The organism is Oligoflexus sp., from assembly GCF_035638955.1.
Classification (GTDB): Bacteria; Bdellovibrionota_B; Oligoflexia; order Oligoflexales; family Oligoflexaceae; genus Oligoflexus.
Map to the genome: position 1 here is coordinate 17,019 of NZ_DASQYZ010000223.1, position 14,235 is coordinate 31,253.

The window sequence follows — 14,235 nt, forward strand, 5'->3', positions numbered from 1 at the left end:
ATGTTCAAACGCTGGGTTCAATCATTCAGAAGTGCTCCCTATGCATCGTTGATGGTTCTTTGCCTATGCCTGGCAAGTCCGCTGCTGACTGACGGCAATCTTGTGCCTGGCATGATAGTGCTGCTCGGTTACACGGCTTTTATCGTGGCTCCATTGACTTTTCATGTCAGCACAGAAAAATGGATAGTCGTCCTGATCTTCATGATGACTTTGCTGGATATACCTTCGGCACGGCCATACTATGAGCACCTTGCTTTGACAGAAATTCTGGGTGCTTTTCTCTTCGATCCCATCAAAAGGGTCATCGGTATCCCCTTGCCTTTTACTTTCTTTGAATTTTTTTCCTACTATCTGGTGCTGTGGATTATTTTCAAAGGCAGGTTTCGGGGGTCCTCACAATTTCAGGTGCTTCTGCTCGTCGGTTGCGCCATCCCCGCGGCGGCCTGGTTTTCTGCCATTTTGGGTGTGCCGCGTGGTAACTCGCTCGCGGTCGCCTATACACAGATTCGCTTTATCGGACTGATGGCAGCCTGGAGTTTTATCGGCTTCTATCTCGCTAAGAATTTGCATGATATGTGGCGGGGCATGCAGGCGATCCTCATGGCTACCCTCTTAAAATCTCTGTATGGCTTGGCTGTCTTTTTCTTTATCTTTGGTGGTGCCCTCATCAAACGTGAGTATCTGATCGATCATCTCAGTTCTTTTTTGATGGCGACGGGCCTTTTCTTTATTTTTGGCAACCTGTTCTTCCGGAAGTTGTCGACTGTCAGCCTTATACCTTGGCTCTTGGCAGCCTTTATCATCACGATTCCTTACCTCATCAACGATCGTCGCGCCTCGTTTTTAGGTGTAATGATTGCCATGGGCCTCCTCCCGCTGGTGATCTCCCGGCAGAAGTTTAAGAAGATTTTCTGGCCGCTGGTCTTTTCCGTCCCCCTGGTTGGTGCTCTCGCTCTGTTTAAAGCGGCTGGCGGTAAGGATCAGGCGAGTCTCTTGGGTATAGTCGCACATGTCTTTGCTGGCAAGTCCGGACGGATTGATTATCGTGAGATCGAAAACTTCAATTTGTATTTTAGCGTGATCAATAACCCTCTCCTCGGCCTGGGGTTTGGGCGACCCTTTCCTATCATACTTCCCATGCCCGATATCTCTTTTGTTTTCAAAGGCTTTGACCTCATCCCGCACAACTCGGTCCTGTACATCTGGGCTTTTGCCGGTCCCTTGGGAATGGCTGCCCTCGGGGTTACTTTGGTGGTGCCATTGATAGCCTGTATCAAGCTTATGAAGACAGCCGAAGACGTACGGGTCCAAATTCTGGCGCTGGTAGCTTATACTGTTGTGATAGGTTGGTTTTGTTTTGCCAATTTTGATATGGGACTTTTGGATTCGCGGGCACAGGGCCTGTTTGGTTTATTTATCGGCGCTGCTCTCAGTCTCTTCGATACGTACAAGGACTCTCATACCTTCAGGAAGGCGTGATGCAAACTCTTCTCATTCCAATCCTACTGTCTCTTTTGGTGGCTTGTTCCACGGTTCCGGATGGGCGTAATATTAGGCAGGCGCCAAAGAACCTGACCTTTACCCCGAACAATGAATACATCATTGGAGCCAACGATACGGTCTTCGTCCGGGTTGGGAATCAGGCGGAGCTGGGTGGTTCCTATGTGGTTTCTCTCTCGGGTTACATCAACCTGCCCCTGGTTGGTTTGCAGAAAGCCAAAGATTTCACAGAGGCACAGCTTACACGTGCGCTCGTACAATCGCTGGAAAAGTTTATCCGCAACCCGGATGTGATTGTGACAGTCACAGGCTATGACAGCTATCGGGTCTTCATCTCTGGTGGGGTCAAAGCAGCCGGAGTTTATCAATTGAAAGAGAAGACCACTCTGCTCCAGGTCCTGTCAGCTGCCGGGGGACTCACCGATTTTGCGGCCGGCAATATCCTGATCCATCGCACGGATGCCAGTGGCAACATTGAAAAGTATTTTGTGAGGCATAAGGACATTCTGCGCGGTGCGGACAATCTCAGTGCCTTTGTGGTCGAACGGGGCGATGTGATCCTGGTGCAATAAGAGGATCCTATGCAGAGTCTTATCTCATTGGCCATAATCGGGTGTTTTTTGGGGCCAGCGATTTTCTTCGGCAACTTCGCATCGCTCAAAGTGGATCGACGGTTGGTGCTGGCACTCTTCGTGGGGTACTTTTGCCTTTATTTCCTCGCCGGTGTTATCCTGCGAATCTTTCCCGTTCTGATCGATCCGCGCTGAAGTTCAGAAGCCTGATGCCCACGATATGAGAGCCAACCAGTGCACGCCCTTGAGGAGCAGGTTTCTCTCTTTCGTCTGCTGATACTGCCCCTCGATAGTGAATCGATCCAAGCCCCCTGCCACATCGCGATTGAAGAGTCGCATGGACCGGATATAAGCTGCCCGTACGGTCTGATCGATGCGCTGAATCCGGGTCTGATCCAAGGGGTCGAGTTGATAGGATTCGGAGCCACTCACTTGAACGTCGTGACCATGTGAATGACTGTAGTCATAGATGAGGCCGTAGGCTTCGGTAATATACTGCTCCCTGCCTTCCTCCGCCGCCGACAGGCTGCGCGTCCAGTAGATGCTGGCCAGGTTCTTAAGCTTGGCCTCGCGCAGTTTTTCTATCATCATTTTTTCGGATTCGGCCGAGTCGAAGGAATGCGCGGGTCGAGTACCGGTCAGCTCACCATCTTTGCCCGGCTCCTTGGTTCCTTGCAAGCTATCAGTCTGAAAAAGCTTGTTGTTGTCAAAAAGATGTGAGTACGCAAGGCCGAGGGTGTGGTTCGAACTCCGCTTGTCGCTTCTGATGGTTTGTATAGCACCCACGCTCTGGGTGAGTACGTCCTGCACCGACAGACGGAAGGTATTGGACCATCCGGCTTCTATCGCTTCCGTGGGTTCGAGACTGCCCTTGGCTCTTTGGTGGGTGCCGGCTACAAACAGACTAGTGTCCCAGAAAGAACTTAGAAGTTGGGTGTAGCGAGGACTCAGGCGATGGGTGATGACTTCGACAGTGTCCTGTGTATAGACCGACGATTGGGCTTCCATTGACAAGCGGGTAAAGGCACTCAAGCTGTAACCGTAGCCGATCTGGGCTGAATAGAAGCGGGCGTCCGGCGTCAGGGGTTCGTCGCTCGCGACCTCCTCGCTATCCTCGGCTTCAGCCAAGGTGTCCAGGAGGTCGGTTTGCGATATCAGTGGGCGCCGATAGTTCAGATCCCCATGCGTTCCCGAGCCGGTTAGGGTCAGGCTAAAATTGTCCTGCGCGCCGCGCACGCTATAGGCACTGCTGGCACTGGCCTGTTGAAATGCGGCGCCCCCCTCGACGGAGTTGCCGGCCTCGACCTGGAGGGCATTGGTCCAGTCGGAGACAGCGGCCTTCGAAGACAGGGCGAAGCCGAGATTCAGGGAATAGAAGGCCGTTTCCTGGCGGACAATTTCGCTGGTTTCAGGGCCGCGCTCGGCTTCGATCGAATCGAAATTTTTACCGGCGGTAAGCCGAAATAAATTCGAGAGATCGATCCGATCAGCCAGCCCGGTTTGCGCTACAAAAAGCAGAGAAAATAAAGAGAAAATCGCCAGGATACGAAAAGGCATGTGCATCCCTTGGAATAGGCAGTAGGTGCTGTCTATTATGCTCCATCAGGACGTATAAACACAACTTTCAAAGTTTTGACCAGGAGTACGAGGTCCAGAAACAATGAACGCTTCTCGATATAGCGCAGGTCCATGCGAACCCATTCATCAAACGTAACCTGATTGCGGCCGCTGACCTGCCAGATACAAGTAATGCCTGGCTTGACCGACAGACGACGGGTTTGCCATTGGCGATACTTCACAACCTCATCCATCAAAGGCGGGCGTGGTCCGACAAGGCTCATGTCATTCAAGACAACGTTGAGCAGCTGAGGCAGTTCGTCCAAACTGGTTTTCCGCAGGAAGCGGCCGATTGCTGTCACGCGTGGGTCTCTTTTGATTTTGAAGACCGGGCCCGACACTTCGTTTTGAGCCATCAGCTGACTTTTCAGTTCTTCCGCATTGAGGACCATCGTGCGGAATTTATACATCTTGAAAGTCGTGCCGCCCATGCCAACGCGTTTCTGAATGAAAAAAACCGGGCCTTTGGATGTGGTCTTGATAAGTAAGGCGATGACAGCCAGGATCGGCGTCAAGAGAATCAGACCTACGACGGCGGCCGACAAATCTATAAACCGTTTGATGGAATTCGATAAGTATGAATACTTCTTTTGTGGCAATCCACCGGGACCAATCTGCCCGGTGATGGCTTCCTCTTCCGTTGGGCGCGAGGAGCGGCGACGTTCCGACATTTCGGCGTCGACGAATACAGGATGAAAGACTTCTGCGTTGCTTAAAGACAGATCGTTCGTGGATTGAGCCACGGAGTTTCTCCCGCCGTATCCAAAATTGATTTCGTTTGTGAAAGATAGGGTCGGTGAATGCAAGAGGCCCACCAAACGTTGCAAAAAGTTTTTTAAAGCTAAAAACTCCCATCATGGCAGCCTTAAACTTGAATTCATTTTTCGTTCTGCCCTGTCCTCAGCTGTCAGGATCGAAGACACAGCGTCGTTGAGGTGTGTTCGGCATTTCACGGGTTTACGTCCGAAAGCAAAACCGGCGGAAAACTTCTCGGGCAGGGCTGACGATGCCTGCGGAATGGCTTCTCAATAAGTCTTTGTCGACGGCTGCTTATCAGAATGATTAAAGGCTTCGCTCGCGGCTTTTGATGAAATGAAGAATGGAGAATACTTGGACAGGTGCTGTCCAGGGTTTTTGCGTTGGGTCATAAATTCCAAAAAAATCACGATTGGAACTAGCAAGCCGAAGATATTTTTGTTTTAACTGGGCGAATAGAGATCTGCCGATTTCTCAGGAACCTTTCCTTTCAAGCTGAGCACGCTTATTGCAGAGCTCTCGAAAACCTAGAGATCATGTGAGGGGCAAATGAAACACGGCAGTCGAGTTCACCAGTACCTACTGATCCTGGTCGTTGCGCTCACGAGCTGTTCAATACGAAAAAAATCACGCAACCACGGCGCTGATCAAGTGGATGATACGAACACCACGGTGGTGGCCAACGATCCCGACAAGCAATCGACGGATATGGTCGTGACCCGGGAAATTGAAGGTGAAGTGGTCGTCATTGATAAACTTTTGTCGGGTGATCCCAAAATATTGGATGGCATTCAGAAAATCAGCCGCGAACCGGGAGACGGTTCCGACTTCCTGAAGAGTTGTCGGAATCCAACAGACAGCAACGGACCTTTGGTCGAAGCTCTTAAGGCCATAACTGGTGAAACCGACTGCGTGCGGGCCCATGATAAATTGATCTATATGCGGGAATTCTGGGTCACGGAAAGCTTGAGCATCGGTGACATTTCTTTGCTTTCCAAGCTCACGAATATCACGCTTCTTCACTTTGCGGCCAATGATTTGCAGGATATATCACCCCTAGCGACCCTGGTGAACCTGGAAACCTTGCATCTCGATGATAATAAAATCAATGACCTTCGTCCTCTGGCCGCCTTGCCGAAACTGAGGTCGTTGAACCTGAGCAACAATAAGATTTCGGACCTCGGTCCACTCTCGATGATCAAGACTCTGGCGATCCTTGATCTCGACTTTAATCAGATCGTGGACATAAGCCCACTTCAGGGTTTGACCGCATTGCAGCAGCTGCTCCTCAGTGGCAACCTGGTCCAGGACGTTGGCTCGATTTCCAGTTTGAATAAACTGCGGGAACTGCATTTGAGTAGCAACGCTATCAGTGATTTATCGCCACTGGCTGGTCTGAATGATCTGGTCGTACTGCATATCGTCTCGGTGCCAGTCGTTTCTCTGGCACCCATCGCCACACTCAGCCTCCTGACCGCATTGGATGCCCGGGATACTCCAGTCGAACGCGGGAGAACCCCGGAAAACTGTCCGACCAATGCTGCATCCCCAGCCGTTCAGGCGTTTTGCGCGGCTCCCTGATCCATTCAATTGGCCAGAGCAATTTGCAGATAGCGACCGGGGCGATCCGGATCTTCGATAAACCAGGCCACTTGCCCGGTCTTGGTTTTGCCCAATCGAGCCCCTTCTTGCGGCGGCGAAAAATCGTGAGGGATGACATTGGACGGCGCTGCGGTTTCGGCCGCTGGAAAGAGTCCGCCGGCAATCATCTCCTGCAAGGCTTCTTCAAAAGTTTTGACGATTTGATCGATGTGCTCATCTTTATGACTCGCCGTAAGGAAGCTGGGAAATGTATCCCAGGTGTGCAGGCCTTTGCTGCGAAGCCAGCAGGGCAGCAGCTCGGCGAAATGATTTTTTTCGTCCGTGGTTTTCAGCTTCATCAGTGAACCAAAGTTGCAATAGTGATAGGGCACTTTCAAGCGATCGAACTGCGCATTGAGTTCGCGACAGAGTCGATCCGCGCGCGCATTGGTGTCCTTCTGCAATTGGCCAGCGGTTCGTTTGATTTCCGCGAGAGTCGCATAGGCAGCGGCGATCGCCAAAGGATGACGGACAAACGTACCAGCAAAATAAGTGACACCGACTTCAGGGATGGACTCATCACCGAAGCGCCAGGAGCCACCATCGAGAGAATCCATGAAGCGTTTTTTGCCACCGATCATACCGATGGGCAAACCGCCGCCCACGACCTTGCCATAGGATGTGAGATCGGCCTGGATTCCGAACGCACCCTGCACGCCACCGGGGTGATAACGAAAGCCGGTAATGACTTCATCGAAAATCAGCGGGACACCGGCGGCTTCTGTGATCTGGCGCAAACGCCGCCAGAATTCCAAGGGGACAAATTCCGGACGCCGGCTCTGAACCGGTTCAACCAGGACTGCCGCCAGATTCTGTATTTCACTTTCAATGATTGCCAGACTTTCATCGGTGCCATAGTCAAGGACCAGCATGTTCTCCACGCTGTTGGGCAATATGCCCGGTGCTGCGGGATAAGGTTTGCGTCGAGCATTGCTGCGCACGATAACCTCATCGTTGATGCCATGATAGGAGCCGAGGAACGAGACTATTTTCTTCTTGCCGGTTACGGTACGCGCGATGCGGATGCAGCCTAAAACTGCTTCCGATCCCGTATTGCACCAGGCCACCCGATCATGCCCGGTGAGTTCGGCCGCCAATTCACTGGTTTCTCCGACCAGATGGAACTGCGGCCCAATTTCATAGCCGGCATCAATCTGCTTATGCAGGATCTCCTTGATGAAGGCGGGCGCATGGCCAAAGAAATTGCTGCCAAAGCCGTTGAGCATATCGATGTAACGATGCCCATCGATATCCCATATATAAGGGCCTTCAGAACGATTGGTCACGAGCGGATAGACCAGCTCTTTAAACGTAGGACGAAAGCCAGTTACGACCCGAGGGTCGGCCATGGATTTGCGATGCTGGCTGGCATAATCTTTGGATTTCCTGGTTTTTGAATTATAGACTTTGGTGAATTTTCGCACCGTATCGGTCTGTCGATCGTCACCGAACAGTCGATCCGTGGATATGCGTGCGATTGCTCCAAAGGCGGCCTTGGGTGGAGGGGCGTCCATAGTTTCCGCAGGAGCCTTGGCGTCGCTGACAGTCGGCACGATATTGGCCGGAGCGGTCCGCGGCGCCTCACGCGATTGGGATCCGGATCGTGTTTCTGCCAGCAATGCAACCTGAGGTTGTCCGGAAAGCATCTGCATCTGCATCCGCATAATATCCATCTGCTGATGAAACAATTGCTCCAATCGCGTGCCTTCGACATATGTTGGGGGCACCAGCTGGGCTGTGAATGCTGCCGTCATCGGTGTCGAGGCCAACGAAGACGACTCGCGTGCGGCAGGCGCTGGTGCTGATGTCGTCTTCGGATCCGCAACCTGTGCTGCGAAACGATCGGCAGGTAACTGTTGAGCCGCATAGTCGACTATGGCTCTGATCGAGGTCAAATCCTCGGACATTTGCCGGAAACTGACCTTAAGGCCGAGGCGTTCGCCGATGGTCAGCGAAGCCTGAGTCAGGAACAAGGAGTCCAAACCCAGATCGTAAAATGAAGCGTTCAGGTCGTCCCGTAGGGTTTCCATCCCGGAACATTCTTCCAAAGCTGTGACAACCTCATTGCATATGGCTTCCCAGCGTTGATTTTTCTGCGCAGACATGGTGTGAGTCCTCTCCTGTATAGACGTGGTCGAGTTTTGTTGCGGCAGCGAGCGCCCACTTTCTTCGGGTTCGATATAGTAGCGTTTTCTCGCGAATGGATAACCAGGCACCCAGAGCGGCTTCTGTTGATTCAAATCCAGCGCAGTGGAAGGATTGACCGGAAATCCGTGCAGCCACACCTCGCCGATGGCCTGCAGGAAACTGGGCCATTCCTGATCCGGTTGTTCAAGGGTGGGGACGCCTCGGAACTCGCACCCTGGCAGACTGCGTTTGATGAGTGAGCTGGTCACGGACCCTTTGCCGACTTCCAGAGCCAGGAGAGATGTTGAGGCTCGACCCAGACTTTGAACTGCCTTGTGAAACAAGACCGGATTGCGCAGCTGATCCGCCCAAAATTGCGGATTTCTCGCCTGCTCCCGCGTCAGCAGCAGCCCCGTTTGCGTGGAAAAAATTTCCAGTGACAGCTCCTGACAGGAAAACCGGCCGACGAATTCTTTAAACTGGGGAACGATCGGATTCATGGTTCGTGAATGGAAAGCATGGGATGTGCGAAGGCGCGTGAACCGCAGCGACTTGGAGTTGAGATCCTGTTCCATCGCTTCCAGAGCAGCCAGAGGACCCGCGACTACACAGGAACTGGCGGCATTGATCGCCGCGATATCCAGTTCCGGATGCAGGATCTCACGGATCTGTTCTTCGGTTGCGGCCACTGCAGTCATGCCACCGGCAGGCAATCGACCCATCAATTGACCTCGTTTCACTATGATGGCACAGGCCGATTCCTCGCTCCAAAGACCTGCATAGGTTGCCGCAGCGATCTCGCCGATGCTGTGACCGATCAGGAAATCCGGCTGCATCTGCAAATCGTGGAGCGTATAAGCCATAGCCAGCGAGGTGCAAAAAATCGCCGGTTGAGCAAATTCTGTTTGATCCAGTTTCGCTGATTCAGCTGGATTTTGGACGATTTCACTCAGACTCCAGCCCGCGTGCTTTCTGATGCATTCAGCAATACGCTGCCAATGCCCTTGAAAAATAGGCTGCTGTTGAGCCAACTGCTGACCCATCAAAGCGGCCTGGGTGCCCTGCCCGGGAAATGTCCAAAGCATTTGAACCTGACCCGAAAGCGCCGGACCTTTCCAGGTCAGTTCCCGGTCGCGACCGAGGATGGCAAAGGCGCGTTTTTTACCGCTATTGGAACGCAGGTAGGCTTTGGAAAGGGCGCGATGTTCTTCGGGCAGAAGTTGACTCGACCAGCTTTGCACCTGATCTTTCGCCCGCATCAGACTTTCTTCATCGCGAGAGCTGAGGCAAATCAATTCATGAGATCGCGCTGGACTCAAGACCGTGACGACCTGATCCGCCGAACTTAAGACAATGTGAGCATTGGTACCGCCCACTCCAAAGGAACTCACACCCGCTGCAAGAACAGATTGATCCTTGGGTAACCCGCTGGCGGTACTGGCGATGCGGAACGGCGACTTTTGAATGCCGAGCAAGGGGTTCGGTTCGCTCGCATAAAGGGTTGGTGCCAACTGTCTGTGATACAAGCAAAGACTTGATTTGATAATGCCGGCGACACCAGCAGCGGCAGTCGTGTGCCCGATATTGCCTTTGACAGAACCAAGGGCCACAGATTCGGGTTTATTCTCAGCGAAAACGCCCTTCAGAGCTTCCACTTCAATCGGATCACCCAAAGCCGTGGCGGTGCCATGACATTCGAGGAAGGTCGCGGTGGTCGGTGACAGTCCGGAATTTTTCCAGGCCGCTTCGATCGCCGCTTTTTGTCCACGCGCAGAGGGTGCTGTAAAGCTCGCTTTATTGTATCCATCATTGCTGATCCCAATCCCGCGGATGACCGCATACACTCGGTCTCCGTCGCGTTGCGCCGTGCGCAGTGGTTTGAGCAGAATAACGCCGACGCCGTCCGAGAATATGGTTCCATCGGCATCCTTGCCAAAGGGACGACATTGTCCGGTGGGGGAGAGCATGCCTCCATCATTCGCCATATAGCCGCTTTTCACCGGAACGGTGATGGCCACGCCACCGGCAAGGGCAGCATCGCATTGCCCGCTGCGCAGTGACATCACCGCTTGAATGATTGCCACCGCTGAACTCGAACAGGCGGTCTGAATATCCAAGGCCGGACCGGTAAGACCGAGCTTAAAGGCGACGCGAACCGCAAGATAATCCTTATCATTGGCCAGCATCGCGGCAAATGCTCCCTGCGAGGACTGGGACCCTTTGCTGCGCAGCACATTCTTGATGTAATACGTGCTATGAGCGGATCCGGCGAAGACACCAACCCTTTCGTTCTCACGCTGCACATAACCACCGTCCTCCAGAGCATGATAGGCAGCTTCTAGAAAGACCCGCTGCTGGGGATCGATCAACTCCGCTTCAGCTTTTTTGATGTTGAAAAAATCCGCATCAAAGCAATCGGCGCTTTGCAGGATTCCGCGCCGCCGAATATAGTTGGGACTCGAGATCTCGTTCGGATCCAAACCGGCTTCCAGTTCCTCTGGCATAAAGGTGGCGATGCCCTCCTTGCCATCCATCAGGAGACGCCAGTAGGCTGCAAGATCAGGGGCCCCCGGCATACGCGCGGCCATGCCGATGATAGCAATAGGTTCATCAAGGGCATGCGTAGGCAGGACCGAAGAGCTGTGGACCTCTCTGGATGATTGAACCATATGGGTATCCAGGAATTTCTGCAGCTGAGAGGCGCGCGGATTTTCAAAAATCTGCACAACACTGACAGGATGCTTGAAGATCTCCTCGAGCCGATAAGCGAGTTTGATAGCTAAAATGGAAGAACCGCCGGATTCAAAGAAATGGGGATCGTCCTCCAAATCCTCGCGATCGAGGATGCTGGCAAATGCCGCACGGATTTTGTTGACCAGACTTCTGGGAACAGACACCGGTGCTGCGGGTTGGGGAGTGGACGGGGCTTCGCGTTTCGTCAGTTCGCGTCGATCGATCTTGCCACTGGGCGTGCGCGGAATATCCGCGACCACCACATAGCGCTGCGGCCGCATATACTCGGGTAATTTCCGTTCGACTATTTTCGACAGATCCTGCCAGTCGGCTTTGGGATCCTTGAGCTGCAATACAGCGACGAGGTGCTTGACCGCATCCCCGAGTGCCAGCACCACTACCTGAGACACCTGAGGATGTTCCTTAAGAGCGGCTTCCACTTCACCCAGTTCGATGCGAAATCCGCGAATTTTAACCTGATCATCACTGCGTCCCAGAAACGCGATATTACCATCAGGCATCCAGCGCGCCACATCCCCTGTTTTATAGGCCCTCTGCGTGTGCCCATCGACATTGAGCTGAATAAACCGCTCAGCTGTGCGTTTGGAATCGCCCCAATAGCCTTCACCGACGCACTGACCAGCCAGATAGAGTTCGCCTTCCCGATCATCTTTGATCGGCTGGCCCAGATCGTCCAGGATATAGCAGGCGCTACCTTCGATCGCCGCGCCTATGGACGGCAGGTCGGGCCATTCATGAACGGCAGCCGGCAAGGTATAAGCCGTGGCGACATGCGTTTCTGAAGGACCATATTGATTGTGCAGTCGGGCGTTGCTGGTCCGCGTAAAGAGTTGACGAATTTCGGGCGTGCAGATCAGCTGTTCTCCGGCCGTGAAAACATCGACCAGCGGAATGACGGCGGATGGATCTCGACTGGCGGCTTCTGCGAGGAGCTGCAGAGCCACATAGGGCAGGAATATCCGCTCGACCTTTTCCGACTGGATTTTTTCCAAAAGGAGGCGCGGGTCAAGGCGTTCCTCTTCACGAATGAGAACGAGGGTCCCCGCTGTGCTGAGGGTCGAAAAAATCTCCTGGAAGGAAACATCGAAGGCGATCGGTGAAAATTGCAGAGTGTGGGCAGCAGGGCGATAGGTCTTGTTTTGCCAGAGGATGAGTTGGGCCAGGGCCCCGTGACCCATGACCACACCCTTCGGTGTTCCGGTCGAACCCGAGGTGAAGATGATATAGGCGGGATCATGCGCCTGCCGTGGCACAACTATGCGAGATCCGGCACCCGGCCGTGCGCGGATGTCTTCGATCGTCAGGACCTGATGATCACGCAGGTTCTTTGCATAGCTGTCTTGGCAAAGGACGAGTTTGGGCCCGGCTATGTTGAGGACCGTGCGAATACGTTCAGCCGGGTAACCCAGATCCAGAGGCACGTAGCAGGCCCCTATTTTCAGAACAGCGACTATTCCTACGATGAGTTCAGGACTGCGTGGTATGGCGACTGCCACCGGATCGCCGGGGCCGATGCCACGACTCTCCAAAGCACTGACCCAGCGATCGACATCCTCGCGAAATTGACCATATTTCATGCGTGCGCTATTGAAAACGATGGCTGTGGCTTCAGGATCTGCAGTTCTTTCCCAGCGTTCGATCAGAGCATTGAGAGACATGGTTTGGGGTGCCGCAACCGCGTTGGGCTGTCCAAACCAGCCGTTCAGATCCCCAAATAATTTTTGCCTTTGGGAACGGATGGAAAAGAGATGGTCCGCTTCCTTATAAAAATTGAGTTGCAGACTGTCCTTGAAGTTCACGTTGGGAAAAGTGTCGGCAAACTGTGTTTCATAGGAATAGATGTGACGAAAGCCACCGGTGAAGGCGACCCAGAGCGAGACGCCGCGATCCACCAAAGTCTGCAGTCCCTTGGCGGCTTCCTCCTGGTCGGGATATACGCCTTCGAAGAGATCGGCCTGGCCGGCTTCTACGGATTCAGAAGGGTCGGGCATTTTCTTCAGCTTATTTTTCCAGCGTTTGAGCGAAAAAACCCGCTGCGCGTAGTAGTGAACGTAAAATTGGGGAATGCGGTAGGCGAACGTATCGATCATGATCAGGCGAACAACGCGCTTTTCCCGCAGCGCAAAATGATAGGCATCGATCGCCGACGAACAGACGCCGAAGAGTATGAAGGACTCAAACCCATAATTTTTTGTCAGATAGTCGCAGGCGTCGGCAAGATCGGCCAGCGTGCGTTCCTGTCCGGTCGATCCCTGTCGGTTGCCCGAGTCACCAAGTGCCGATACATCGAAGCAGAAACTCGAGATCCCGGTATCGCTCAGCTTCATGGCCAGTTCCGTGTTCAAGCGATGCGGCCCCGATCGGTTCCAAAGACCGGTGTTCCAGAACAATACCACCGAGGTGGATCGCGCCGGGCCCTCACGGTAGAAGCCTAAGAGGTGTTGGTCCTGTCCGAATCGAACGGCCTTCAGCTGCATGATTTATAGCTCCGCGAATTCTTGATAGATCGATTGCAAGGTCGCTCGCGCGAAACATTGCAGGTGTATTTTAATTGGGTCCAGCCAAGCGAAATCATCAGCAACCGGAACGGATTTTATTTCCCAGTTTTTGGCCACCAGGTTTTCGACGAAAGCTTCCTGGGCCGGCAGAGCATGGCTGCCATAGATATAGGCGCGCCGGCCTTTGCCATCAAACTGCCGGAAATTAAGGGCTTCGATCGCTGATTTCCAAGCGGGTCCCAGCGGATATCCCAGCAGTTCATGGGTGGTTTCAATCTGCGTTCCAAAGCGATTCTGAATGGCCAGAAAATTCTGCTGCAGTTTCTGCAGGTTTTCCCAGTAAGCGGCTCCATCGAAAATAGGGTCAATCAGATGCAATGAGCGAAAGGCATAGTTCTCGCTCGCCTTTAAAGCCAGGGCCGCGCCCAGCCGAATACCCACGACATGAACCTTGCGAACTTTTTTACGCAAGGCATCCCGCACAGCACAGCATTCGCGGACCCAGCGTTCCCAGCTGGCGGATTCAGTGGCTTCTGGCGAATCGCCTGTGCCGCACAGATCAAAGCGAGTCACGTGATAGCCCATATCGCTCAATTGTGCAGTGATTTGTTTTTGCAGCCAGCTCAGGCGCATAATGTCCCAGGGACCGGAATTAATGAAGAGAACACCCTCGTCTTTCACGGACTGCGTATCGGGCGCCGTTTCATACTGGGTGATCGAACCCTCGCCCGTGGAAAGAAATGTAATTGCAACCGCCATCGCTCCGCTCC

8 protein-coding genes are annotated in these 14,235 nt (G+C 53.3%); 4 read left to right on the top strand and 4 right to left on the bottom strand.

Translation table 11 applies throughout. From position 1 onward, the window contains the following. The 3 genes from VE954_RS21150 to VE954_RS21160 are packed head-to-tail and all read left to right on the top strand — an operon-like array spanning window position 1 to window position 2,267. Window positions 1-1,479, top strand: coding sequence for an O-antigen ligase family protein (locus VE954_RS21150; protein WP_324956467.1), 1,479 nt, complete (start codon window positions 1-3; stop codon window positions 1,477-1,479). Next, window positions 1,479-2,072, top strand: a complete 594-nt coding sequence (locus VE954_RS21155) for a polysaccharide biosynthesis/export family protein (protein WP_324956468.1) — start codon at window positions 1,479-1,481, stop codon at window positions 2,070-2,072. Before VE954_RS21150 ends, VE954_RS21155 begins: the two co-directional genes overlap by 1 nt. Before the next feature lie 9 nt (window positions 2,073-2,081). Continuing rightward, window positions 2,082-2,267 (top strand): hypothetical protein, encoded by a 186-nt coding sequence (locus VE954_RS21160; protein WP_324956470.1) that lies wholly within the window; start codon window positions 2,082-2,084, stop codon window positions 2,265-2,267. A 3-nt stretch (window positions 2,268-2,270) separates the two neighbouring features. Here VE954_RS21160 and VE954_RS21165 read toward each other — a convergent pair whose 3' ends face one another. Both VE954_RS21165 and VE954_RS21170 read right to left on the bottom strand, forming a co-directional pair. Then, the gene (locus VE954_RS21165) at window positions 2,271-3,629 is read right to left on the bottom strand and encodes a hypothetical protein (protein ID WP_324956472.1); all 1,359 of its coding nucleotides are present in this window, start codon (window positions 3,627-3,629) and stop codon (window positions 2,271-2,273) included. Between the two features lie 35 nt (window positions 3,630-3,664). Beyond that, window positions 3,665-4,432: a sugar transferase gene (locus VE954_RS21170; protein WP_324956474.1), complete on the bottom strand. Its 768-nt coding sequence runs from the start codon at window positions 4,430-4,432 to the stop codon at window positions 3,665-3,667. A 562-nt stretch (window positions 4,433-4,994) separates the two neighbouring features. On the opposite strand from VE954_RS21170, the gene VE954_RS21175 reads away from it, so the two are divergent. Next, the gene (locus tag VE954_RS21175; protein ID WP_324956476.1) at window positions 4,995-6,026 is read left to right on the top strand and encodes a leucine-rich repeat domain-containing protein; all 1,032 of its coding nucleotides are present in this window, start codon (window positions 4,995-4,997) and stop codon (window positions 6,024-6,026) included. A 5-nt stretch (window positions 6,027-6,031) separates the two neighbouring features. Here the strand turns inward: VE954_RS21175 and VE954_RS21180 are convergent, their stop codons facing one another. Continuing rightward, window positions 6,032-13,444: a polyketide synthase gene (locus VE954_RS21180; protein ID WP_324956478.1), complete on the bottom strand. Its 7,413-nt coding sequence runs from the start codon at window positions 13,442-13,444 to the stop codon at window positions 6,032-6,034. Between the two features lie 3 nt (window positions 13,445-13,447). Then, complete coding sequence (locus VE954_RS21185) at window positions 13,448-14,224, bottom strand: serine aminopeptidase domain-containing protein (RefSeq protein WP_324956480.1); 777 nt, start codon at window positions 14,222-14,224, stop codon at window positions 13,448-13,450. Window positions 14,225-14,235 lie beyond the last annotated feature (11 nt).

What these genes read in the sequence shown, in the direction of transcription:
- VE954_RS21165 (WP_324956472.1), bottom strand. Translation starts at nt 3,629, where the DNA reads ATGCCTTTTCGTATCCTGGCGATTTTCTCTTTATTTTCTCTGCTTTTT.
- VE954_RS21175 (WP_324956476.1), top strand. Translation starts at nt 4,995, where the DNA reads ATGAAACACGGCAGTCGAGTTCACCAGTACCTACTGATCCTGGTCGTT.
- VE954_RS21185 (WP_324956480.1), bottom strand. Translation starts at nt 14,224, where the DNA reads ATGGCGGTTGCAATTACATTTCTTTCCACGGGCGAGGGTTCGATCACC.
- VE954_RS21160 (WP_324956470.1), top strand. Translation starts at nt 2,082, where the DNA reads ATGCAGAGTCTTATCTCATTGGCCATAATCGGGTGTTTTTTGGGGCCA.
- VE954_RS21180 (WP_324956478.1), bottom strand. Translation starts at nt 13,444, where the DNA reads ATGCAGCTGAAGGCCGTTCGATTCGGACAGGACCAACACCTCTTAGGC.
- VE954_RS21155 (WP_324956468.1), top strand. Translation starts at nt 1,479, where the DNA reads ATGCAAACTCTTCTCATTCCAATCCTACTGTCTCTTTTGGTGGCTTGT.
- VE954_RS21150 (WP_324956467.1), top strand. Translation starts at nt 1, where the DNA reads ATGTTCAAACGCTGGGTTCAATCATTCAGAAGTGCTCCCTATGCATCG.